Genomic DNA, 22,348 nt, shown 5'->3' with positions numbered 1-22,348 from the left:
GCCGGAGGGCGAGCGCAGCGTCACGCTGCGAATTGGCGGGCTGCGCTCAGTCATCGAACGGCTCCACGATATGGCGGCGGCCGAGCATGAAGGCATCGGCAACAAGCGCCAACGGCGTGAGGTCGACTTCGCTGCGGCCTGCGCGGATCAGTTCGACGAAACGGCGATAGATGCCGCGATATTCCTGCTCAGGCTCGTCGACGAGCAGGTCCCCTGCAAAACTCAGCCTCGCTGCGCCCGAGGAGAGCAGCAGCACCCCAGCATCTGTCTCGATCTCGATCGACCAGGTTTGCTCGCCGCTCTGGCGGAAATCGAATGCGGCGCGGATCGGAAGGCTCGAGGGACTCGCCAATTCGATGTCGGCGGCGATCGGCGCCTGTCGATTGGCCGGAAACGAAAGCTCCGCTCCCGTCGCGAAAACCGGCTCCGGCAGAATTTCCGTCAGGATCGAGAACGCGTTGATGCCGGGGTCGAAGACGCCGAGGCCGCCGGGTTCGAAGATCCAGCCCTGCCCGGAATGCCAGACCCGCACGTCCTCCTTCCAGGTGATCTTCACGGCGCGTGCCTTGTGCTGCGTCAGCAGCCGTCGTGCCGGCACGACGGCCGGGGCAAAGCGCGAGTGCCATATGGCGAAGAGCGTCCGCCCGCTCTCGCCTGCCCTCGCCAGCATCGGGGCGAGCTCGCCCGTCGTGGCTCCGGGCGGCTTTTCGAGCAGCACATGCTTGCCGGCGGCGAGCGCCGCAATCGCTTGAGCGCGACGCGGTTGCGGCGGCGTGCAAAGTGCGACGGCCTCGATGTCCGGAGCCCGCTCCAGAAGCTCCTCCAGCGTCGCGAAATGCGCGACGCCATTGAGACTGGCATGGCGGCTGGCGACGGCCACCACCTCGATGCCAGCTGTCGCCGCGATGGCTGGCAGATGCTGCGCCTGGGCGATCTTGCCCAGACCTACGATCGCAAGGCGTATCGGCGTCACCACTTCGGCACTCTCCCAATCGAAACGGATCGCAGGGGCAGCCCGGCCTTGGCAGCCGCCGGCACCCCCACTTGCCGAGGATGCCGAATGAGGCGCGCGACACTGGGAGCTTCGGGCTGTGACCGCAACCGCAAACGCACAGGCGGCGCACGATCGACGAGCCGTATTGACACCGGCAGAAACACGAATAACCTCTCACTAACTCGTGTTAGATTCCGATTTTAGAGAAAAACTCGCGGGAGTGAAGACGCAGAGTGGCGACGCGGCGAGACAGAGCGAGGACGACGAGCGCGGAAGTCGCCAAGCTTGCCGGCGTATCGCGGACGACGGTTTCTCTCGTTCTCAACAACCGCAGCGGCGAGATCGGCATCTCGCCCGAGACGCGATCCCGCGTCATCGATGTCGCGACCAGCCTCGGCTATCAGCCGAGCCACGCGGCGCGCTCGTTGCGGCGCTGGCGCACGAACGTCATCGCGCTGCTGCTCTACACGCTCGACAGCTTCTACAACGCCGAAATCATCGGCGCGGCCCATGCCGCAGCGCTGGAGCGCGGCTACTCGCTGAACATCATGTCGGCCAAGTTCGACGAGGTGCAGCGCCGCGCCTATTCCCTGCTGTCGGGCGGCATCGCCGACGGCGTCATCGTCGCCGCGCCGCCTGCCGACCTCGCCGCCGATCTGAAGCGGCTTGCCGATATCGGCATGCCGATCGTGGTGATGCAGCACCACAGCCCTGATGCTGCCATTCAGGCCGTGCGCGTCGATCTGGAGATGGGAGGGCATGTTGCGACGCGCCATCTGATCGCGCTCGGCCATCGCCGGATCGGCCATATCGGGAGCGCCTCGCAGCGCCTGCTGAAACGCAAGGAGCGCTCGGACGGCTATGCGCGGGCGCTCGCCGAAGCCGGGCTGCCCGTCGATCCGGAGCTCATGGTCATGGCCGAGCCCAGCCTGGCCGGAGGTTTCGCGGGAATGGAGGAGCTGCTGGCCCTGCGCAGCCCCCCCACCGGCGTCTTCGTCTACAGCGATCAGATGGCGATCGGCGCGCTGCACGCTTTGCGCAAGCGCGGAATACGCGTCCCGGAGGAGATGGCGATCGTCGGCTTCGACGGCATCGGGCTGGGCGGCTTCGTCACGCCGGAGCTGACGACGGTCGACTATTCCCGCGCCGATATCGGCCGGCTGTCGGTCGAGGCGGTGATCGAGCGCCTGGAAGGCCGCATGGAGGCTGCGCGCGAGCAGATCCTGCCGGTGCGCCTCCTGGTCCGGGAATCATGCGGCCGAATGCTGAATGGAGGGCTTCGCCAGGAGAGTGCCTGAAAGCGCGCGCAGAAGCCGTGCACGACAAAATCAAGGGAGGGTAGAAGACAATGAAAAGCATCAATAGACGTGACTTCGTCTTGTCCGGCCTCGGAGCAGCGGCCGGCGCGAGCACAGGCATGTATTGGGGCGCAGCCAGCGCCCAGAGTGCCGTCAACCTGACCATGACGTCCTGGGGCTCGAATGCGGAAATCGCAGCGTTCAACGCGCTGATCGAGCAATACAAGGCGCGGAAGCCCAATGTCTCGATCAAGCTGGAGGTCGTGCCGAGCGGGCAATACTACCAGCAACTCGACACCCGCTTCGCCGGCAAACAGGCGCCCGACATCTTCCGCGCGCAGTATCAGCGGATCGGCCGCTACGCGCAGAGCGGCGCTGCCACCGACCTCTCGCAATATCTCGATGCCGGGTACGGGCAGGATTTCCTCGCCTCGGTCTGGCGCGCCTCGACTTTCAAGGGAAAGCCTCACGCACTGCCGCATCACACCGATACCTTCGCGCTGTTCTACAACGCCGAGATCTTCGAGAAGCTCGGGATCGACGCGCCGAAGAGCCTCGACAGGGCGATGACCTGGCAGCAATTCATCGCCGCCGCCAAGCTGATCAAGGAAAAGGCCGGGCTGAACTACGCCTTCGCCATGAACTGGCAGAACTCCAACGCCTATCGCTGGCTGATGTATCTCTACCAGCATGGCGGCCAGCTACTCGACTCCGATCTCAAAGCTCCGCAGATCAACACCAAGGAAGCGACCGAGACCGTCGCCTGGACCCAGAGCTGGTTCAAGGAGGCCCTGGTGCCGCCCAACACCTCGCTGAAGAGCTCCGAGCCGGTCCAGAATCTGTTCGCCACCGGGAAGATCGGCATGCTGCTGCATGGCGACTGGCAGATTCCGTTCATCCAAGACCAGGCCAAGTTCAAATGGGGCGTCACCTATCTGCCGCGCGACGTCGCCATGGCGGCCGATCTCGGCGGGAACGCTCTCGCGGTTTCCCGCGACTCCAAGAGCGCCGATACGGCGGCCGACTTCGTCAAGTTCATGGTCGAGGAAGAGGCGATGCGCAGCTTCGTAACGAAGGCCCAGTTCCTGCCGGTGCGCAAATCGCTGAAGGACAAGGGCTTGAACTACGACCTGCGCAACGAGGAGATGAAGGTCTTTCTCGAGCAGTCGGCAACCGTGCCCGAACACCTCGTCAGCACCATCGTTATGCCGAGCTGGGACAGGTTCAATGCCAGGCTGGCGGATGAGCTGGAACTCGCCTTCACCTCCGGCCAGGACCCGGCCGCGACGGTCGCGAATATCGAGCGGCATGTCCGTTCGGCGCTACTCGTCTGAGGGCAGGAGGATGGCTGTCGCGGAAAGGCTGAACGGACTGGACCGAGCCCAGCCCGCGACGGCCGCGCCCCTGCGCTACTGGCTCCAGGCCAAGCGGAGCCAGCTGACGCCGTACATGTTCATCGCCCCGAACATGGCGCTGTTTTCGGTCTTCGTCTTCTTCCCGCTGCTCTACGCCTTCTACATCAGCCTGCGGGAATGGAGCCTGATCGACACGCCGCGCTACGTCGGGCTCGAGAACTACGGGCGCCTGGCCAATGACGCGCTGTTCTGGCAGTCGCTGCAGAACACCGTGGTCTATTCGATCGCGACGGTGCCGATGAGCCTCGCCATCGGCCTTTTGCTCGCCGTCGCGCTCAATCGCGACCTCCTCGGCCGCACGATCCTGCGCAGCATCTTCTTTCTGCCCGTCGTGATCTCCAATGTCGCGACGGCGGTCATCGCCGCCTGGCTCTTCAACGACAATTACGGCGTAATCAACATGCTGCTGCAGCATGTCGGTCTGAGGCCGGTGGCCTGGCTGTCATCGCCCCGCTGGGCGCTGTTTTCCCTGATCGTCACCACGCTCTGGACCCGGATCGGCTTCTGCATGCTGGTCTACCTGGCGGCGCTCCAGTCGATCTCACCGACCTATTACGATGCGGCGCGGATGGATGGCGCCAGCCGGTGGCAGCAGTTCCGCTTCGTGACCTGGCCGCTGCTGCGCCCGGCCACCTTCCTCCTGCTGATCCTGGGCGTCATCCACTCCTTCCAGGTCTTCGACCTGATCTACGTCATGACCGGCGGCGGCCCCGGCTTTTCGACGACGATGATCGTCCAGTACATCTATCAGGCCGCGTTCGTCAGTTCCGAGATGGGCTATGCCAGCGCGATGGGCGTGGTCCTTTTCGTCGTGATCCTGCTTTTCACCCTGCTGCAATGGCGGGTGAACCGGCGGGTCGAAGATGTCGCATGAGGGCCCGGGCATGATCGCAGGAACGAACCCGCGCGCCCTGCCCCGGCGCCTCGAGGCCACGGGCATCTGGCTGCTCCTGGTCGCCGGCGCCGGCGTCATGGCCTTTCCGGTCTACTGGATGTTCGCCACCGCCGTGCGGCCGAAGGACGAGGTCTTCAGTGGCGCCGCCGGCCTGGTGCCCTCGCGCTTCGTCTGGAGCAACTTCGCCGAGGCGATCGAGCGCGTGCCCTTCCTTCATTGGGCGATGAACTCGCTGGTGATCACGGTGATCGCCGTGGTGATCACCGTGATCATCAACCTCCTCTGCGGCTATGCCTTCGCGAAATTTCGCTTCGTCGGCCGCGACATCATGTTCCTGGCGGTGCTCTCCGCGCTGATGATCCCGTTCCAGGTCATCATCGTGCCGCTCTTCCTGGTGGTCTCCGAATTCGGTCTGCTCAGCGATTATTGGGGCGTCATCCTGCCGCGCGCGGCAGAGGCCTTCGGCATTTTCATGGTGCGCCAGTTCATGGTCTCGATCCCCGACGAGCTCATCGAGGCCGCGCGGATCGACGGCGCAAGCGAACTGACGATCTTCTTCAAGATCGTCGTGCCGCTCTCGAAGCCGATCATCGCGGTGCTCGTGATCTTCACCTTCATGTGGCGCTGGAACGACTTCGCACTGCCGCTGATCGTGCTGATCAAGCAGGACATGTACACCGTCCAGCTCGGGCTGAACCTGCTGCGCGGCCAGTTCAATACCGAATGGACCATGATCATGGCCATCGCGCTGCTTTCGCTGGTGCCGATGCTGATCATCTTCATGTTCTTCCAGCGCTATTTCGTCCAGGGCATTTCCGGCTCCGGGCTCAAGTGAACCGTCCGCCGCCGGCGGGCGCAGTCAAACCGACGTGTCGAAAAGGAAAGTCCGGTGGTCAAGATTGCCATGATCGGTGCGGGCAGCGCCGTTTTCGTCAAGAACCTGCTGACCGACATCCTGAACTTCACCGAGCTCGGGCGCGTCGTGATCTCACTGCACGACATCGATCCCGAGCGCCTCGAGACCGGCGGCATGATGGCGCGCTGGACCGCCAGGCAGTTCGGCGCCGATGCCGTCATCGAAGAGCATCTCGACCGCAAGCGTGCGCTCGCGGGCTGCGACTTCGTCATCAACATGGTCCAGATCGGCATGCACGAAGCGACCATGATCGACTTCGACATCCCGCGGAAATACGGGCTAAAGCAGACCATCGCCGACACCGTCGGCATAGGCGGCATCTTCCGCGGATTGCGCACGATCCCGTTCATGCTCGATCTCGTCGGGGAGATGCGCGAACTCTGCCCGGATGCTGTGCTGCTGAACTACACCAATCCGATGAGCATCCTGACCTGGGCGGTCTACCGCGCCTTCCCCGAACAGTGCGTCGTCGGGCTGTGCCACAACGTCCAGCACACGGCGCGTGATCTCGCATCCTATCTCGGGGTCGAGCTTCCGCAGCTGAGCTATGATTGCGCCGGCATCAACCACATGACCTGGTTCCTCAAGCTCCAAATCGACGGCCGGGATGCCTACCCAGCCCTGCGGCAGGCGATGGCGGACCCGAACATCTACGCCAAGGACAAGGTTCGCTTCGAGCTGATGCGTACGCTCGGCTGGTTCGTCAGCGAGTCGAGCGAGCACAATGCCGAGTACACGCCGTACTTCCTGCGTCGCGACGACCAGATTGCCGAATACGACGTGCCGGTCGATGAATATGTCCGCAGGAGCCTGCGCAATCTCGATCGCTATTCCGAGACGCGTCGCAAGCTTCTGGCCGACGAGACCTTCCCGCTGGAGCGCAGCGACGAATACGGATCGCTGATCATCCGGGCCATGGTCACCGGCGAGCCGACCGTGATCTACGGGAATGTCGAGAATAAGCACCTGATCGACAATTTGCCGGAAGGCTGCTGCGTCGAGGTGCCGATCATCGTCGATCGGAACGGCCTGCGTCCCTGCCACGCCGGAGCGCTTCCGCCCGAACTGGCGGCCCATTGCGCCCCGCATGTCTTCGTTCAGGATCTGACTGTGCGCGCAGCGCTCGAGGGCGACCGCGAACGGGTACACCGCGCCGCCGCTCTCGATCGACATGCGGCGAGCGTCCTGTCGCTGAAGGAGACGCGCGCGATGGTCGACGAACTCCTGGCTGCTCACGGCGACGCCATGCCCAGATGGAGAAACGCCGCCTGATGGCGCGGCTCTTCCGGAGCGGACCGACGCCAAGCGCGCGCCAGGGCAAGAGCCTCTTCAAGGCGGGCTGATCGCTTGGGCCAATCGGTGATCGAACGGATCCAGCACGGCTGGTCGCCACAGCAGATCGCCGGCCGGATGCGGCTCGAGCGCCCTCCAATCTCGGTCAGCCACGAGACGATCTACAAGTTCGCCTATTCGGCCGATGGTCAGGCCCTCAAGCTCTGGCGGCATCTGCCGGAACACCGCGCGCGCCGCCGCCCGCGCCAGGCGCCGGCATGGCCAGCGCTTCAGCCCGGAACTGAACATCCTGCGCCGCCCGGACGTCGTCGCCGACCGCAAGCAGTTCGGGCACTGGGAATGCGATCTCATCCAGTTCCGTCAGAAGTTCGGCAAGGCCAATGTGACATCGCTGGTCGAGGTGGTCAGCCGCGTCGCCGTCCTCTTGCGCAACAATGATCGGCAATCGCGGCCGATCATAGAGCGGCTCGTCGGCGTGCTGCAGGCCCTGCCCCATCGCGCCGCCGCTCGATCACTTTCGACCACGGCACCGAGTTCACCGACTGGCCCTATCTCCAGGCCGGGATCGGGTCTCAGACCTGGTTCTGCGACCCGCAATCGCCCTGGCAGAAGGGTCCCGTCGAGAACACGAACGGCCGGGCCAGGAAATGGCTCTCGCGCGACGTCGATCCCCTCTCCCTCGCCGACCAAGAGCTCAAGGACATTTGCGAGCGCTTGAACACCACGCCGCGAAAATGAATGGGCTACAGGACACCGGCCGAGGTCTTCCGGGCCCAGATGCGGTCGGTTGGATCGGATCACACGGCCGCAAGTCGCGCTTCAGCGAGAACTCACACTTGCAATTGTTCGACTTATATCGACAGCCTCCCCTCGTCGTCGATCAGGATCAGGCGGGCAGGCGGAGCATCACTCCAAGTCCAGAGTACCAGGTTTAGATCACCCAATCCTGCTCCCGGAGCGAAGCTGCGGACCAAAAGGCCGTGATAACCGCTTCCCATTAATCGCCGGGCGAAGGATTGCGTTTGGGATACGCCATTCGCCTTCATCTCGTCGCGCCAAGTTGGCGCCATGAGCAAATCCGTGTCCATGCCCTCTGCAGCAATTGCGTCGACGTCGCGCGTGTCGAAGATCTGCTCGATCTCCGCTTCATAAGAGACGAGCGTGGTCGGCTGGAGGTTGCCGACTTGGTTCGCCTCGCGCAGCGCTGTCAGGACAGTCAGGGAGGTGTAAAGCGCCGGCATGCCCTTCGCATTGAACCGCCCTCCATACAGCTCAGCTCCGCGCCCTGAGAGCGGCTCGCGGGCAAAAACCGGATTGAGCGCGCGATAAAGCTTCCCTTGGTAGCTGATCGCCATGGTCAGGCATGAACGCCGGCATCAACTGCGTCTACGTAGTCGAGCACATCTTCGGCACGGCCCGCGCGTACAAGCTGCATAGCAGTTTGGCCGGAAAAGCCGGGTAGCGGCTCCGACCGATACCAAGCATAAGCAATCAGCGCTGATCCGAAGCGCGATTCAACTTTGTTGATTACCTCGACCATCTCCCGCAGTCGGCGCTGCGTCCGCTCCGACTGAACCCGATCCCGCCGCTGGACGGCGTCCTTGCCGAGGCCAGCCGTCCGGGCGACCTCTTCGCTGGTGGTGCGGAAAGCGTCCGCGATTTTGCGAGGAGCGAAGATGCCGTCATCAGCATATTGCGCGAGACCCATGATATCCTCCCTCGAGCCCGCCACTCATACTGACGCTATATCGCGTCAGTATGAGCGCATTGCAAGGGGCTGAACGAGCAGGCATACGCGAAGTGCTTAGCGATCTGGTCACGCGGTCCGAGCCGTCGCCTCACTCGACTCAAGAGACGCTGAGTTTGACACTACAGCGCATTGGTACTTGTCTGCCTCACCCAAGAAAGAGCCCGCCGCTGACCAGCGGCGGGCTCGTTGTGAGTGGAACCATAGTTTGCCTTATTGGCGCATCAACGCACCGCACTCGCGGCAGGCTTTCTTTTTGGCAGCGATGACCGGCTTCTTGAGGAAGGCGATCAAGCGGCTGACCGTTGGCTTCGGCCAGGTGCGGATGTTCGGGAGGCAGGTCTTCATGGCTGTGCGCCGGGCTCTCGGCGTCCTCCGCCCGCCAGACCTGAGTGGCCGTGGCGAGCGCAGCGAAGGTTAGCACAGCGAAGACCAACGCACCGAGAGCGGAAGCGTCGCCCCGAGCCAGCCTGCAAGCGGGTAGGTTAAGAGCCAGCAGGCATATGAGAGCGCGAACTGCGCCGCGAATACGGCGGTTCTGTCGGCAGCCTGGGCGGAACGCCGCAGCAATCTGCCGGTTGGGGTCTGTACCCCCGAATATCCGGTGCCAAGCAGCAGCCAGGTAACCAGGAGCAAGGGCCAGGCCCAGGTTCCCGCGACCGTGGCAGCCGTCGCAACGTCGGTCCATCACGCTGAGAATAGGGCGGCGAAGAATGTGAGCACGAGACCGAGCCAGCAGTCCGCGGGCACGCGCCGTAATCACGCAGCCTGTCCAGGAACTTATGGGCTCACTGACACGTAGTTGGGATGGTGTTGCAGGTCCGCCCGCATCGGGCGGTACCGCGCGCCATGGCAGGAAGTGGCTATGGCTCACCCGGTCAAGCTCGTTTCCATCGCGACGGCTGTCCCGCCCCAGGAATTGAGCCAATGCGATGTTGCAGCCGCCGCCCATCGGAATTTTGCTGACCGCTATCCCGATTTCGAGCGCCTTGCGGCCGTTTTCGAAAGTTCGGGCATCAGCCGCCGATATGCAGTCCGGCCGATTGAGTGGTATTTGCAGCCATTAGGATGGCCCGAGCGCAGCGCCGCCTATATTGCTGGCGCTTGCGACCTGTTCGTGGAGGCAACGACAAAGGCGCTGGGCGTCGCCAGCCTTCAGGCATCCGAGATCGATACGATCGTGACGGTCTCATCGACGGGCATAGCGACCCCCAGCCTCGATGCCCGTGTCGCCGAGAGACTTGGATTCCGAAGCGACGTCGAACGTGTGCCGGTGTTTGGCCTGGGATGTGCCGGCGGCGTATCGGGTTTCTCGATCGCGTCTCGATTGGCCGCGTCCCGCCCGGGTTCGACAATCCTCCTCGTGGCTGTCGAGATCTGCTCGCTGGCTTTCCGACTTGATGTTTTGACGAAGGCCAACATTGTTGCGACCGCCTTGTTCGGCGACGGCGCCGCAGCCTGCATCCTGAAGGCAGGACCGGATGGTATCGCCGCGGTCGAGATGACCGGGCAGCACATGTGGCCCGATACGCTGGATATCATGGGATGGACTGTCGATCCCGAGGGCTTCGGCGTGATCTTCGACCGGGCGATCCCGCCCTTCGTGGAGGAGCGGCTCAACCCGGCCATCACAGGCATGCTGAAGCGTGAAAGGCTATCGCTTTCCGACGTCGATCTATTTGCCTGTCATCCCGGCGGGAAGAAGGTGATCGAGGCCCTGGAGATCGCGTTGTCACTCGGGCAAGGAGCGCTCGACCACGAACGTGCCGTCCTTTCCGACTATGGCAACATGTCGGCTCCGACCGCCCTCTTCGTCCTCCAGCGTGCGATCGCGGCAGGCCTGCCCTCGCGCACGCTTCTGACGGCGATGGGGCCGGGCTTCACCGTGAGCTGCGCCTCGCTGCGGCAAGGGACATGACACCGGCCATCGTCTTGCTGGCCCTGGTGACTGCCGAGCGGATCGGAGAACTCTGGCTCGCGAAGAGAAACACGTCTGCCTTGCTCGCCAAGGGCGCCGTGGAGAAGGCTGCCGGCCACTATCCGCTGATAGTCCTGCTGCACGCAACCTGGCTGATCGGGCTCTGGGGGCTTGGTTGGGCACACGCGCTCCATTTCGGCTGGCTCGCGGTTTTCTGCCTGCTTCAAGGGCTGCGCTTTTGGGTTCTGGCGACGCTGGGCGGTCGTTGGACGACTCGCATCATCGTAACACCCCGCGAAAGGCTCGTGGCGCGGGGCCCTTACCGGTTCGTGTCGCACCCGAACTACATCGTCGTCATTGGCGAGATCGCTGTCTTGCCGCTGTGCCTTGGCCTGCCATGGTTCGCCCTTGTCTTTTCGATCGCCAACGGCCTCGTCCTGACGATCCGCATTCGCGCGGAGAATACGGCACTTGAAGAGGTTCGTCATGCCGCCCCGGGATGATGTGATGGGCGAAAGGCGCGTCAGCGTGGCGACATGGATCGGCTTTGCCGCCATGTGCATCGGCATGTTCATGGCGATCCTCGACGTGCAGGTTGTCGTGACGTCCCTGCCGACGATCCAGAGCGCACTGGACCTTCCGCCCGACCAGATGAGTTGGGTCCAGACCGCCTATTTGATCGCCGAGGTCATCGCGATTCCGCTGACCGGTTTCCTGACGCGCTTTCTCTCGATGCGCTGGCTGTTCGTCGTGGCGCTCGCCATCTTTACCGTAGCTTCCATCGGCTGTGCGGCGAGTCAGTCGTTCCCAGCCCTGATCGCTTGGCGCGTCCTCCAGGGGTTTTCAGGTGGTACTCTGATTCCCGCGGTTTTTTCGGCTGTTTTTTTGCTCTTTCCCCCGAGCAGGCAGCCCATCGCGACGACGTTGGCTGGCGTCTTTGCCGTGCTGGCGCCTACGGTCGGGCCGATCGTCGGCGGTTGGATCACGCAGACCTATTCCTGGCATTGGCTGTTCTTGATCAACGTCATTCCCGGTATCCTCTCAGCAGGACTTGCTGGTTTCCTCCTGCCACGTGACAAGCCGAACTTCACCGAAGCGCGCAAGCTCGATGYCCTGTCTCTGGTGATGATGGCGATCGCGCTGGCCGCGATCGAGATCGCAGTGAAGGAGGCGCCTCAGCGTGGATGGATTTCGGGCCTGATCCTGGGGCTCATGGCACTAAGCCTGGCAAGTGGTTTCTGCTTCATCAAGCGGACGTTGCAAGCCGACAATCCGATCGTTGATCTCAGAAGGTTTGCCGACCGGAATTTCATGATCGGCAGCATCCTAAGCTTTGTTCTCGGCATCGGGCTGTTTGGATCGGTCTATTTGATGCCGATCTTCCTGGCCTTCGTGCGCGATCACAACGCCCTTGAGATCGGCAAGATCATGCTGGTGACCGGCGTCGCCCAACTTGCCATCGCGCCGGTTGCCGTCGCTCTGGAGCGTCGTGTCGAAGTCCGCTTGTTGACCGGCATCGGCTTCGCCCTCTTCGCCATCGGCTTGGGACTGAGTGCACTTCAGACCCCGCAGACCGACTACGACGCGATGTTCTGGCCGCAGGTCGTCCGTGGCCTGTCAATCATGTTTTGCCTTCTACCACCAACGCGCCTTGCATTGGGACAGCTTCCCCCGATGCGCGTTCCAGACGCCAGCGGCCTGTTCAACCTGATGCGAAACCTTGGCGGCGCGATCGGTCTCGCCCTGATCGACACCGTCATCTACAGCCGCTCGCCTTTGCACGGCACGGCGATCATGGAGCGGCTGCAAAGAGGTGATGTCGAGACGGCGAAGTTCATCGGCGTGCCTGTGGGACTCATGGCAATGCGCCCGCCCGGGCCGCTCGACGCGCAGGCGCAGGCGCTGCTTCAGCCACTGGTCGAGAAGGCAGCTCTGGTCCTGTCGATCAACGAGGCCTGGGGACTGGTTGCTGTCCTCACAATCGCAGCATTGGCATTTGTTCCCTTCGCCAGGAAGGTGCCCATCGGCGATCAGCTTCGCGTCTGAGGGGCTTGGTGCCGAGCTATATGTCGGAAAAGCCCGGCGCGGCGACGCATTTGCCCTTCCGCGCCAGCGGCAGCTTCCTACGCCCTGCCTACGATATCGGTCGTGACGTCAACATCGTCGACGACCAGATCGACATCGAGTTCCAGGGCCGGCTGGCGCGATGAGCACAAACTTGAGAGCGTGTCCGAGCGCGGGAAATCCCGGCTCGGATAATCGACTTGCGACCGGGGAAGCGCCGAGCCGTCCGTTCCGCTGGCATTCGGCCAACGTCTCGTTGCATTGGCTGACCTTACCTACTGATCAAGTTGAGGGAGCGGACCTTGCCGCCGTTGCTCATCGCTAACGCCAGGAGTGCGCTTAGGGACCGGAGAGGAAGTCAGGCCCGGGAGAAGGCAGTCGTATGGCGGTTTGGATGTCCTCGCCACGATAAAAAATTGCTCGGGGCTCCCTGCTTGAAGCATCCATCAACCTGTCACGGGCGAATTGAGTCGCCTCCGATAACAGCAAGCAATGGCTTCGTCGCAGCAGCAGATCTGACTTGCTACTCACAGTCCGGACGCGCGCCGGGCCATCCTCGGCGACGCTGTGGCGGCCCGCGACTGCCCCAAAGGTGAACCTCACCAGGGCACGCCTCCTCGACATGGACGCGATGACCATGGTGTTCCGAGCGGGCGATCCCGCCATGCTCAAAGGGCTGAAGGCCGGCGACAAGATCAAATTCGACGCCGACCGCGTCAACGGGCAGATCACGGTGACCAAGCTTCAGAAAGCGAAGTAGCCCTTCCCGGCCGATCCGGATGGTAAATATCATTCCTGACTGTTTGCACCGGGTCGGCCACTCGGAACGCTGGGGAAGAACAAGCGTTTGGATGGTCCATCAAGATCGAACGCCGCCTCGATCGCATCGAAGGATAGAGGCTCCAGCGCAAACGCTTGACCTTCCCATGATGGGAAGCCCCAGTCTTGCCGCAGCTCATCGATGCGTATGCGGAGAATCGTCATGACCGACACCCCGACCAGCAAGGGCCATGGCCATCATCACGACCATGGCGCCCATGGGGGAGATCATCATGAACACGCCGAGGAGGCCGGCAAGGTAAAGGATCCGGTCTGCGGCATGACGGTCGACCCGCACGCAACCGCGCATCGGGCGCAGTACGAGGGCAAGCCGTATTACTTTTGCTCCTCCGGCTGCCAGTCAAAATTCATGGCCGAGCCAGCCTACTACGTCGAGCGGGCGGCGGCCCGGAAGGCGGCCTCCCCGCCGGAAGGCACGATCTATACCTGCCCGATGCACCCCCAGATCAGGCAGGTGGGACCCGGTTCCTGCCCGATCTGCGGGATGGCGCTCGAACCCGTGCTCGCGACGGCGGAAACCGGCCCCAGCCACGAACTGATCGACATGACGCGCCGGTTCTGGATCGGACTGGCGCTCTCCCTGCCCGTGGTCGCGTTGGAAATGGGTGGGCACCTGACGGGCCTGGGCCACTACATCGGCCAGCAGACCTCGAACTGGATCCAGATGCTGCTCGCGACGCCGGTCGTGCTGTGGGCTGGCTGGCCGTTCTTCGTGCGCGGCGGGCAATCGCTGGTTTCGCGCAACCTCAACATGTTCACGCTCATCGCCATGGGTACGGGCGTGGCCTGGGGTCTACAGTATGGTGGCGACGCTGGCGCCCGGGATTTTCCCGGCCGCAATCCACGGCCATGACGGATCGGTAGCCGTGTACTTCGAAGCGGCCTCCGTCATCACGGTTCTCGTCCTGCTCGGGCAGGTGCTCGAATTGCGGGCAAGGGAGAGCACCAGCGGGGCCATTCGCGCCCTGCTCGACCTCGCGCCCAAGACCGCCCGCAGGATCATGTCCGACGGCACCGAGCAGGAAGTCCAGCTCGACACCGTGCAGGTCGGCGACCGCCTGCGGGTGCGGCCGGGCGAGAAGGTCCCGGTCGACGGCGTCGTCGTCGAGGGGCACAGCGCGGTCGACGAGTCGATGGTCACGGGCGAGTCGATGCCGGTTACCAAGGAAGTCGGGGCGACTGCGATCGGAGGGACGATGAACCAGTCCGGCGGCCTCGTGATCGAGGCGCAGAAGGTCGGGTACGACACCATGCTGTCGCGGATCGTCCAGCTCGTGGCTGAGGCCCAGCGCAGCCGCGCCCCAATCCAGCGATTGGCCGACCAGGTCTCGGGTTACTTCGTGCCCGCCGTGATCGGTGTGGCGGCGCTCGCCTTCTTCGCATGGGCCGTCTGGGGTCCCGAGCCGCGGCTCTCCTACGGCCTCGTTGCAGCCGTCGCGGTCCTCATCATCGCCTGCCCCTGCGCGCTCGGTCTCGCCACGCCGATGTCGATCATGGTGGGAGTCGGGCGCGGCGCCCAGGCGGGCGTTCTGATCAAGAACGCCGAGGCACTGGAACACATGGAGAAGGTCGACACCCTCGTGGTCGACAAGACCGGAACCCTCACCGAGGGCAAGCCGTCCGTGACTGCCGTGCTTCCAGCGCCGGGCTTCGCTGAAACCGAGATCCTGCGCCTGTCAGCCAGCGTCGAGCGGGCGAGCGAGCATCCGTTGGCCGTGGCCATCGTCGCGGCCGCCGATGCCCGGGGCCTCGCCACCGCACCGGTCGCCGATTTCGACTCGCCTACCGGAAAGGGCGCGCGGGGTACCGTCGAGGGGCGGCGCGTCGTGCTCGGCAACACAGCCTTCCTGGCCGAGCATGGCATCGACGCCGCCCCCCTGGCAGAGCAAGCGGACAGGTTGCGCGAGGACGGCGCCACGGTGATCTTCGCCGGCATCGACGGGAAGGTGGCGGGTGCCATCGCCATCGCCGATCCGGTCAAAAGCTCGACCCCCGAGGCACTCGCCGGGCTCAGGGCGGAGGGCATCCGAGTCGTGATGCTCACCGGCGACAACTGGACGACCGCGAGGGCGGTCGCCAGGCGGCTCGGAATCGACGAGGTCGAGGCCGAGGTTCTACCCGACCAGAAGAGTGCCGTCGTCCAGCGGTACAAGGCGGACGGCCGGGTAGTCGCCATGGCGGGCGACGGCGTCAACGACGCGCCGGCACTGGCGGCAGCGGATGTCGGCATCGCCATGGGTACCGGCACCGATGTGGCGATGGAAAGCGCGGGCGTGACCCTGCTGAAAGGCGACCTGACCGGAATCGTGCGGGCGCGGCGGCTGTCCCAGGCTGTGATGCGCAACATCCGGCAGAACCTGTTCTTCGCCTTCATCTACAATGCGCTCGGCGTGCCGGTGGCGGCGGGGGTGCTCTTCCCGTTCTTCGGGATTCTGCTATCGCCGATCATCGCGGCGGCCGCGATGGCATTGTCCTCGGTCAGCGTGATTGGCAATGCGATCCGCCTGCGGGCGGTACGGCTGTGATCGTTGGGCTGGGCCGCTCCCATCGGGAGCCACCCGGCCCTTCCCGCAGTTTGATGCGGCGCAATGTTTCGGTCCGCCAAACCGGGTAGGCTTCTTCCAATGAAGTGGCGTCGGGAAGAATCCCCGTCTACGCCGGCGACCATGCTCGGCTGCTGCGATGGTTCGCCCATAACCCGAAAGCAGCGTCGACGCCGTCCGTCGCCCTTTTTGGACTGATCCGCAAAGGAGAGCCTGCCATGAAGACGTCCGTTCTCGCGACCATTCTGATTGCCCTTGCTGGACCCGGTTTGGCCCAGGCACCGACTTCCCATGATCAGCATCATCCGGGTGGCGCCACCACGGCGCAGGCCCAACCCGCAGCTCCGGCAAAACCTCTGGCAATGCCCGGCCAATCCGGAGTGCCGATGCCAATGGGTCAGATGATGCAAGGTCAAGGCATGCCCGGCGGCATGATGAGCGAGGGAATGATCGGCCGATTCTCGTCCGAGGATGAGCGCCTTCATCGATGCCCACGTCGCGGCAATCCACGCCGGGCTGAAGCTGTCCGCCGACCAGGAAAAGCTATGGCCGCCTGTCGAGGCTGCGCTCAGCAACCTGGCGACCCTTCACCTCAGCCATATGCGGGCCATGCGCCAGACCCAAGGGATGACGGCAAACGATCCGGTGGGCATGCTCCGCACCATGGCCGATCATATGAGCCAAGGAGCTGAGGCCATGCGCAAGCTCGCAGACGCTGCTGCGCCTCTCCACGCGACCCTCGACGAGGCCCAGAAGCGGCGGCTTCCGATACTCGTCCGAATGGGCAGCCAAGGCATGATGGAACGGGGAATGATGGGTTCCGGCGGCGCCATGATGCCCGACGGATCCGACGGCGCTGACAATGGCACCCCGAACAAGCACTGACACGCCATCCCGGATGGTGATTGGCGCGCCGGGGTGAAATCGCCGCTTGACCTTGCCCTTATGGGAAGGTGCAGCCTGCTCGCATCATCGACAGGAAATGGAGATCAATTCCATGTGCGGATGCAACAATCACCCCTCCCAACCGAGTCAGGCAGTGGAGCGTGATCCGAATGCCCTGACCTTGCGGGTCGAGGACATGACCTGCGGACATTGCGCCGGCACGATCAAGAACGCGATCGAGACGGGACTGCCCGGCACCCAAGTCGAAGCCGACCCGACTTCCAAGCTGGTATCCGTCCGCGGGAGCCGCGACCTTGCGTCCATTTCGGCTCTCGTCACCAAGGCGGGCTACACCCCGGTCGCCGCCTGAAGGAGATGCTCATGCTCAACCGCCGCCGCTTCCTCGCTGTCCTAGGAACCTCCGGCGCGGCCCTCATGGCCGGACAAGTCTTTGCGTCTGCCCTGCCGAAGGTCGTCGTGATCAAGGATCCGAACTGCGGCTGCTGCGGCGGCTGGGTGGAGCACATGAAGGCCGCCGGATTTCCCGTGGAGGTCGTTACATCCTCCAATGTCGACCAAGTGAAACTCCGCCTTGGCGTGCCGGACGAGCTTGCCTCCTGCCACACGGCAGAGGTGGCCGGTTACGTCATCGAGGGCCATGTGCCCGCTGACGCCGTCAATCGTCTGCTGGCCGAGATGCCTCGGGCTCGAGGCCTCGCCGTTCCGGGAATGCCGATGGGCTCTCCCGGCATGGAGGTGGCCGGCAAGGCGCCGGACAGCTACGAAGTCGTCCTGTTCGGACCTTCGGGCCAGACTACCTTCGCTCGCTACCGCGGTGTGAACCGCGTCTGATCTCGGGAGCGAGCTTGTTCAGGTTGCGGGTTGACCCGCGTCAACGCTTCCTCTGCAATCGATACGAGCCAAAGCCATCATTGGGCGGTGAAATCGTTCCCTAGATCGAGATACCACCGCGACGGGACCGCTTCCGGCAAAAGGGGCAGTGAGTTACTGGAATGAACGGCAGATCCCACTCCAGCGCTGTCGATACTGCCTCGTCCTCGGTCCTCCGGTCCGCAAAGGTGGATCTGATGTCGGCCGTACAATATTCCACGTACCAGCGGACGGTGGTTTCGCCGACGGAGAAACGTCGATCCACGCCTCGGCAATAGCGTCGCCCCATCGCGCCATCTACTCACTCACCGATGGCCGGCCCTCAATCGCGCGGCAACAAGTCCCGCAATGGCGGCCGGCGCCTCATCCGGAATGGCGAAGACCGAGCTGACGTTGATCTCGCAGAGCACGTAGGTGTCGTCGCCGGCGGCGGTACGCGGGCCATAGAGAAAGTCGGCGTCCCAGATGATCGGCAAGGAGGCGATGTCGAGGCCGAGGACGTCCATCATCTGCGGCGTCCACTCCGTTTCCATCAGAGTCCGCAACTTCTGAAAAGCCTCGGCCGACGGCCCGTGCATGATCCGAGGGCCGGGCTGCGCCGCCTCCGAGTCCGGCCCCTGGGGTGGCGGAGGAATGAGTGCCTTAATGAGCTGGTGGCCGAACCCGACGACCTTGTCCGCGCCCATGTAGCAGCGATCATCCCGTCGGGCAGACGAGGCTGGAATGGCTGGTCGACAATGCAGCCCCCGCCAGCGAAGTAGTCTTCGCAGCTCGCCATGAAGTCCGCGAGAGCGACCTCTTCCGACATACTGCCTCTCTGTGCGTGGAGGATCCACACCATCTCCGCGCCATTCGATCCGCCGAGACCCTCGACCTTCCACACACCCTGGCCGCCGTTGCCGCGGTTCTGCTTCAGGACGCGCGGCCCCGCCGTCCGCAATCGCTCCGGGAACTCCTCCCGGAAGGAAGCCACGGACCGGTAGAGGTGGCTGTCGGTACCCCAGCCGAGATGTTTCGTGCGGTGCAGGATCTCCTTCACCCCCATCTTGAGGATGGTGTCAGGATGGGCGCTGACCCACGGCCCACTCGCCGCAACATCTCGAAGCAAGGCATCAAGCTGATGCCGCGTCTTGCCCGCATGCAGCGGATCCACCCAGACAAGGACCCCGTCCGCAGTGAGGAGCTGATCACGAACTTCCCCCGAGAAGGCCTCGTCATACACTGCGGGCTCGGCTTGGATGCCGATCGCGCTCAACTCCTCGAAGATCAGATGGAAGCGATTGTTCTGCGGCGTCGCGGTGGTTCTCGCTTCCCTGTCCCCTCGCCAAACCACGGCAATCTTGGGCATTGCGGTAGTCATCATCTCACCTCGATGCTGATTGGGATGGCCCCGAGGAGCTAGACGCCGATCGATGGCCGGGATCGATCGGCGCGCACGGGGCGCTAGGACTTCTTGCTGCTCGCAGTCTTGTCGAGCCCGGCCTTCAGGCCCTTGGCCAGTTTCAGGGCGTCGTCATTCGCCCAGAAGTGCATGAAGAACAGCCGTGGCGTGTCCTCGAGCATGTGGTTGTGGACCGCGGTTACCTCGATCCCATTCTCCCGAAGGGTGCGAAGGACCGGATTCACTTCCGATGCGATCAGGACGAAGTCCCCGGTGATCGCCGCCTTGCCGTTCCCCGTCGGCTGGAAGTTGATGGCGATGGCCGAGCCCATGGCCTCCGGAACTTCCATGCCGCCATCGCGGATCTTTTCCGTACGCGGGACGCCGACCTGATAGACGCCGCCGTTCACCTTGCCCTTGTATCCGAGCGCCTGGTCGATGGCCGACGTGTCGAGATCGATCGCGGAAGCGGCGGCGGGTGCCGGTGGCGTCTCACCGAGAGGCGTGCCGCTTTCCTGCAAGCCAGCATGCAGCGCTCCCGCCAACTTCACGGCATCGCCATGGCCGCTGACATGCAGGTACATGGTCGCGGGCTCCGACCTCAGGAGATGGTTGTGAAGTGCCGTCACCTCGAGGCCGCCCTCGACAAGCTTCTTCATGACCGGGTTCACTTCCGGCTGGGTCAGGACGAGGTCGCCATCACCATGGCGTCGTGATCGCCCATCGGCAGGAACGCCAACCATGAGCCCAACGCCAGCGCGGGTTTCAGCTCCACTCCGTCCAGCCTGACCTTCAGGTCAGATCGAGGGAGCCCGACGCGATAGATGTGGCCCGGAGCCTGCGCACCGGACTTCCCGAGCGCCTTACCGACTGCGGCCCAATCCGGTTCAGCATGCGCGGGCGCTGAGATCGCCAACGCCATTCCAATTCCAATTGCAAAGTATGCTCGCATCACGATGCTCCATTTCCATCGCCCCCGCGTTGGATCTGCCCCTGGGCCCGCGCTCACGGCGCAGGGCCTGGTCTCAGTGCCGGCGGACGGCCGCTGAACGATGCCTTCCTCGTAGATGTCGAAGTCGGGCTCCTGGAGACGGTAAGTCTTTCCGGAGTTTTGGACGGCGTAGCAGCGGTGGTCATCGGCAGTGCGGTCCAAGCAAAGCTGGTCCTGTTTCACCCGCCAGCGCCCAAGGGTCTTTTTGCCCATGGCGATGTTCGTGAGGGTTCCGTCGCGCCCGAACAGGAGTGCCCAGTGAACCTCATCGGTGAACTCCATGCTCGCGAGACGGTTTCGAATTTCCGCCCCACGAAGCGTGCGGAATGTCTCCGCTTGCACAGGGCCCACGCCCACGAGCACCGCCAAGCCGAGAGCTCCACCCGCCATCACAACGGCGCGACGCACGTTGCCCATCATCAGGCAGCCGTCGCCTTCATCACCGGTGGCCAGCTATGGGTTTCACCCTTGCGGCGGGATGCCCAGGCATAAAGCGCGTCGTAGATGATGAAGCCGCGTCTCAGGACCTCATGATCATCCGGAGACAAATCGCGCAGCCCCATCGAGATCGCCAGCAGCCCGGCCGATTGCCGCGTGAGATCGTGCCTGTCGGTATCGGCTCCGCGGACGATGGCGGCCACCGTGGTGATGGCGGGATCCTTGGCCAGGTCGTGCTTCTCGACGAAAGTGTCGAAGCTGCATCCCTCGCCGACATGCGTGTACTCGACGCCGGGCACATCATAGGGAATGGCACCGGTTTCCTCGGCCACCTTCCGGACCTGGTCCGGCGGCACGAACAGGAACTCGGGTTCCTTGTCGATAAACCGGGTGATCAACCAGGGACAGGCGATCCGATCGATGACGGGGCGTTCGCGTATGACCCATTTCATGGCGTAGGCCTCCCTTCGATGGTGAGTGGAACGGTCGGGGCGCCGATCGCATGCCAGGCGGCAATTCCGCCCGCGAGCGAGTAGGCATCGAGGCCGCGGCTACGCATTTCAGCGACGGCGTCGCCGCTGACCTGGAAGCCGTAGACGCAGTAGACGACGATCGGCTTGTCCTTTGGCAGCTCGCCAATCCAATCGGCAATTGTCTCGGGCGGGCGCACATGCGCTCCTGGGATCATGTCACTGCGCTTCGCCAAATCGTCAGCAAGGCAGACGTCCAAAAGGACGAAATCGTCCTTTTGCTGCATGCGCGCCAAGAGGTCCTCGGCGGCAATACCGCCCGGTGACGCCGCAGGCGTATTCGGCTCGATCATGCGACGGTTCATGGCAAGCCGCTGGAAGCGAGCACCAACGCGCTCCCAATGGATGTTCTTCATGAAGGCGTCGACATAGGCGCCAGCCTTCGCTCTGAAATCGATGTGATAGGCGTGCTCGTACATATCGAGCGCCATGATCGGGATGCTTCCGGCGAGACAGTTCGTGTGATCCTGCCCCCATTGGATCATCAGGCGCCCGTGGCGCTCCGACCAGACCAACAGGGTCCAGCCCGACCCGCCCGCCTGCGCCTTCGCGCAGGCGGAGAATTTCGAGCGCCAGCCGGCGACGCTGCCGAAGTCGCGTTCCAGCGCGAGGGCGAGGTCGCCMGCGGCATCGCCGGTTCCGCCGAGGCCGTCGAAATAGATCTCGTGGAGGATCGCCGAGTTGGCGGCGATGAGTTCCTCCCGCTTGAGGCCGTTGATGTCGAAGACGGGCGCCTGGCTCCAGTCGAGCTCGTCGAGGCGGCGTTCGATGGCGTTGAGGCGCCGTACGGCCCCTCCGTAATTGTTCTCGTAGTGGCTCGCCAAAAGCCGTTCGGAGAGCCCTTCGAGGCGTGGTGGCTTGAAGGGCAAAGGCATGATCCGATGCATGACACCCTCTTTCGGGATACCCGACGGAAGCGGACGCTACGCCCGAATCTAAAATGATACAAGTGTTGCTTTCTGATTATTTGATGATACGGTGCAGATATGATCGATGACGCCTCCTCGGCAGACCAGCGCTGGTTGCTGCTGATCCACCAGTTGCCCAGCAAGCCCGCCTACTTCCGCGTGAAAGTCTGGCGCCGGCTGCAAGGGATCGGTGCCGTCGCGGTGAAGAGCACGGTCTATGCGTTGCCCGCGAACGCCGAGACGCAGGAGGACTTCGAGTGGCTGCTGAAGGAGATCGTCGAGGGCGGTGGCGAGGCTATGGTCTGTGAGGCGCGCCTGATCGACGGCCTTTCGGATGGCCAGGCCCGCGCGCTGTTCGATGCGGCTAGGGACGAGGACTACGAGGAAATCTCCAAAGAGGC

General features: G+C 63.7%; 20 protein-coding genes and 4 pseudogenes. 16 read left to right on the top strand and 8 right to left on the bottom strand.

The features are described 5' to 3' along the window. Nucleotides 1-46: 46 nt before the first annotated feature. Entirely contained in the window at nt 47-973 is a 927-nt protein-coding gene (locus AC1DE3_RS23845) for a Gfo/Idh/MocA family protein (protein WP_476797818.1), read from the bottom strand. A 254-nt stretch (nt 974-1,227) separates the two neighbouring features. Here AC1DE3_RS23845 and AC1DE3_RS23840 point away from each other — a divergent pair, with 254 nt between their 5' ends. The 6 genes and pseudogenes from AC1DE3_RS23840 to AC1DE3_RS23815 all read left to right on the top strand — a co-directional run. Further along, entirely contained in the window at nt 1,228-2,292 is a 1,065-nt protein-coding gene (locus tag AC1DE3_RS23840; protein ID WP_441514045.1) for a LacI family DNA-binding transcriptional regulator, read from the top strand. A 50-nt stretch (nt 2,293-2,342) separates the two neighbouring features. After that, nucleotides 2,343-3,626 (top strand): ABC transporter substrate-binding protein, encoded by a 1,284-nt coding sequence (locus AC1DE3_RS23835; RefSeq protein WP_476797819.1) that lies wholly within the window; start codon nt 2,343-2,345, stop codon nt 3,624-3,626. A gap of 10 nt (nt 3,627-3,636) precedes the next feature. Beyond that, the gene (locus AC1DE3_RS23830) at nt 3,637-4,581 is read left to right on the top strand and encodes a carbohydrate ABC transporter permease (RefSeq protein WP_476781018.1); all 945 of its coding nucleotides are present in this window, start codon (nt 3,637-3,639) and stop codon (nt 4,579-4,581) included. Between the two features lie 10 nt (nt 4,582-4,591). Then, nucleotides 4,592-5,437 carry a carbohydrate ABC transporter permease gene (locus tag AC1DE3_RS23825; RefSeq protein ID WP_476781017.1) on the top strand — a complete coding sequence of 282 codons (846 nt, stop codon included), beginning with the start codon at nt 4,592-4,594 and terminating at the stop codon, nt 5,435-5,437. A gap of 54 nt (nt 5,438-5,491) precedes the next feature. Continuing rightward, nucleotides 5,492-6,790: an alpha-glucosidase/alpha-galactosidase gene (gene melA, locus AC1DE3_RS23820; protein WP_441514041.1), complete on the top strand. Its 1,299-nt coding sequence runs from the start codon at nt 5,492-5,494 to the stop codon at nt 6,788-6,790. 108 nt (nt 6,791-6,898) lie between these two features. Beyond that, a pseudogene (locus AC1DE3_RS23815) lies at nt 6,899-7,549 on the top strand (IS30 family transposase); the annotation flags it as partial. A 113-nt stretch (nt 7,550-7,662) separates the two neighbouring features. On the opposite strand, the gene AC1DE3_RS23810 reads toward AC1DE3_RS23815, so the two are convergent. Then, on the bottom strand, nt 7,663-8,160 hold the full coding sequence (locus tag AC1DE3_RS23810; protein WP_476781021.1) for an RES family NAD+ phosphorylase: 498 nt from the start codon (nt 8,158-8,160) through the stop codon (nt 7,663-7,665). An 8-nt stretch (nt 8,161-8,168) separates the two neighbouring features. After that, the gene (locus AC1DE3_RS23805; protein ID WP_441514040.1) at nt 8,169-8,519 is read right to left on the bottom strand and encodes an antitoxin Xre/MbcA/ParS toxin-binding domain-containing protein; all 351 of its coding nucleotides are present in this window, start codon (nt 8,517-8,519) and stop codon (nt 8,169-8,171) included. A gap of 904 nt (nt 8,520-9,423) precedes the next feature. Here AC1DE3_RS23805 and AC1DE3_RS23800 point away from each other — a divergent pair. The 5 genes from AC1DE3_RS23800 to AC1DE3_RS23780 all read left to right on the top strand — a co-directional run bounded on the left by AC1DE3_RS23800 (nt 9,424) and on the right by AC1DE3_RS23780 (nt 13,300). Further along, the gene (locus tag AC1DE3_RS23800) at nt 9,424-10,476 is read left to right on the top strand and encodes a type III polyketide synthase (protein ID WP_476797820.1); all 1,053 of its coding nucleotides are present in this window, start codon (nt 9,424-9,426) and stop codon (nt 10,474-10,476) included. Further along, nucleotides 10,473-10,979 (top strand): isoprenylcysteine carboxyl methyltransferase family protein, encoded by a 507-nt coding sequence (locus AC1DE3_RS23795; protein WP_476852817.1) that lies wholly within the window; start codon nt 10,473-10,475, stop codon nt 10,977-10,979. The genes AC1DE3_RS23800 and AC1DE3_RS23795 overlap by 4 nt, the downstream gene beginning before the upstream one ends. After that, nucleotides 10,963-12,522, top strand: a complete 1,560-nt coding sequence (locus tag AC1DE3_RS23790; protein WP_476852830.1) for a DHA2 family efflux MFS transporter permease subunit — start codon at nt 10,963-10,965, stop codon at nt 12,520-12,522. The genes AC1DE3_RS23795 and AC1DE3_RS23790 overlap by 17 nt, the downstream gene beginning before the upstream one ends. A gap of 8 nt (nt 12,523-12,530) precedes the next feature. Beyond that, the gene (locus AC1DE3_RS23785; RefSeq protein WP_476797822.1) at nt 12,531-12,686 is read left to right on the top strand and encodes a hypothetical protein; all 156 of its coding nucleotides are present in this window, start codon (nt 12,531-12,533) and stop codon (nt 12,684-12,686) included. Nucleotides 12,687-13,105: 419 nt separating this feature from the next. After that, nucleotides 13,106-13,300: a copper-binding protein gene (locus AC1DE3_RS23780; protein WP_476797839.1), complete on the top strand. Its 195-nt coding sequence runs from the start codon at nt 13,106-13,108 to the stop codon at nt 13,298-13,300. 29 nt (nt 13,301-13,329) lie between these two features. Here AC1DE3_RS23780 and AC1DE3_RS23775 read toward each other — a convergent pair whose 3' ends face one another. Beyond that, nucleotides 13,330-13,524, bottom strand: coding sequence for a hypothetical protein (locus AC1DE3_RS23775; protein WP_441514022.1), 195 nt, complete (start codon nt 13,522-13,524; stop codon nt 13,330-13,332). Between AC1DE3_RS23775 and AC1DE3_RS23770 the strand changes: the two are divergent. The 4 genes and pseudogenes from AC1DE3_RS23770 (at nt 13,508) to AC1DE3_RS23755 (ending at nt 17,660) form a co-directional block, all read left to right on the top strand. Then, a pseudogene (locus AC1DE3_RS23770) lies at nt 13,508-15,905 on the top strand (heavy metal translocating P-type ATPase). The gene AC1DE3_RS23775 and the pseudogene AC1DE3_RS23770 sit on opposite strands and share 17 nt — an antisense overlap. A 489-nt stretch (nt 15,906-16,394) precedes the next feature. Then, on the top strand, nt 16,395-16,808 hold the full coding sequence (locus AC1DE3_RS23765; protein WP_476797823.1) for a Spy/CpxP family protein refolding chaperone: 414 nt from the start codon (nt 16,395-16,397) through the stop codon (nt 16,806-16,808). Nucleotides 16,809-16,962: 154 nt separating this feature from the next. After that, entirely contained in the window at nt 16,963-17,178 is a 216-nt protein-coding gene (locus AC1DE3_RS23760; RefSeq protein WP_441514020.1) for a heavy-metal-associated domain-containing protein, read from the top strand. 5 nt (nt 17,179-17,183) lie between these two features. Continuing rightward, nucleotides 17,184-17,660, top strand: coding sequence for a DUF411 domain-containing protein (locus AC1DE3_RS23755; RefSeq protein ID WP_476797824.1), 477 nt, complete (start codon nt 17,184-17,186; stop codon nt 17,658-17,660). Between the two features lie 344 nt (nt 17,661-18,004). Here AC1DE3_RS23755 and AC1DE3_RS23750 read toward each other — a convergent pair. From AC1DE3_RS23750 to AC1DE3_RS23735, 4 genes and pseudogenes are all read right to left on the bottom strand, one after another. Further along, nucleotides 18,005-19,059: pseudogene (locus AC1DE3_RS23750) on the bottom strand (Cj0069 family protein). 83 nt (nt 19,060-19,142) lie between these two features. Next, nucleotides 19,143-20,032: pseudogene (locus AC1DE3_RS23745) on the bottom strand (DUF1259 domain-containing protein). Nucleotides 20,033-20,490: 458 nt separating this feature from the next. Next, nucleotides 20,491-20,961: a chromate resistance protein ChrB domain-containing protein gene (locus tag AC1DE3_RS23740; protein WP_476797825.1), complete on the bottom strand. Its 471-nt coding sequence runs from the start codon at nt 20,959-20,961 to the stop codon at nt 20,491-20,493. Beyond that, nucleotides 20,958-21,926 carry a Fe-Mn family superoxide dismutase gene (locus tag AC1DE3_RS23735; RefSeq protein WP_476797826.1) on the bottom strand — a complete coding sequence of 323 codons (969 nt, stop codon included), beginning with the start codon at nt 21,924-21,926 and terminating at the stop codon, nt 20,958-20,960. The genes AC1DE3_RS23740 and AC1DE3_RS23735 overlap by 4 nt, the downstream gene beginning before the upstream one ends. A 99-nt stretch (nt 21,927-22,025) precedes the next feature. Between AC1DE3_RS23735 and AC1DE3_RS23730 the strand changes: the two genes are divergently transcribed. Continuing rightward, nucleotides 22,026-22,348: Chromate resistance protein ChrB (locus AC1DE3_RS23730; protein ID WP_476852816.1), on the top strand; the 323-nt coding region annotated here is incomplete at its 3' end.

The organism is Allobosea sp. 10L417, from assembly GCF_056395485.1.
The sequence above is the reverse complement of the archived record's forward strand: the minus strand, read 5'-3'. Positions and strand labels throughout refer to the sequence as shown.

What these genes read in the sequence shown, in the direction of transcription:
- AC1DE3_RS23835 (WP_476797819.1), top strand. Translation starts at nt 2,343, where the DNA reads ATGAAAAGCATCAATAGACGTGACTTCGTCTTGTCCGGCCTCGGAGCA.
- AC1DE3_RS23830 (WP_476781018.1), top strand. Translation starts at nt 3,637, where the DNA reads ATGGCTGTCGCGGAAAGGCTGAACGGACTGGACCGAGCCCAGCCCGCG.
- AC1DE3_RS23825 (WP_476781017.1), top strand. Translation starts at nt 4,592, where the DNA reads ATGATCGCAGGAACGAACCCGCGCGCCCTGCCCCGGCGCCTCGAGGCC.
- AC1DE3_RS23805 (WP_441514040.1), bottom strand. Translation starts at nt 8,519, where the DNA reads ATGGGTCTCGCGCAATATGCTGATGACGGCATCTTCGCTCCTCGCAAA.
- AC1DE3_RS23800 (WP_476797820.1), top strand. Translation starts at nt 9,424, where the DNA reads ATGGCTCACCCGGTCAAGCTCGTTTCCATCGCGACGGCTGTCCCGCCC.
- AC1DE3_RS23795 (WP_476852817.1), top strand. Translation starts at nt 10,473, where the DNA reads ATGACACCGGCCATCGTCTTGCTGGCCCTGGTGACTGCCGAGCGGATC.
- AC1DE3_RS23775 (WP_441514022.1), bottom strand. Translation starts at nt 13,524, where the DNA reads ATGACGATTCTCCGCATACGCATCGATGAGCTGCGGCAAGACTGGGGC.
- AC1DE3_RS23765 (WP_476797823.1), top strand. Translation starts at nt 16,395, where the DNA reads ATGAGCGCCTTCATCGATGCCCACGTCGCGGCAATCCACGCCGGGCTG.
- AC1DE3_RS23755 (WP_476797824.1), top strand. Translation starts at nt 17,184, where the DNA reads ATGCTCATGCTCAACCGCCGCCGCTTCCTCGCTGTCCTAGGAACCTCC.
- AC1DE3_RS23740 (WP_476797825.1), bottom strand. Translation starts at nt 20,961, where the DNA reads ATGAAATGGGTCATACGCGAACGCCCCGTCATCGATCGGATCGCCTGT.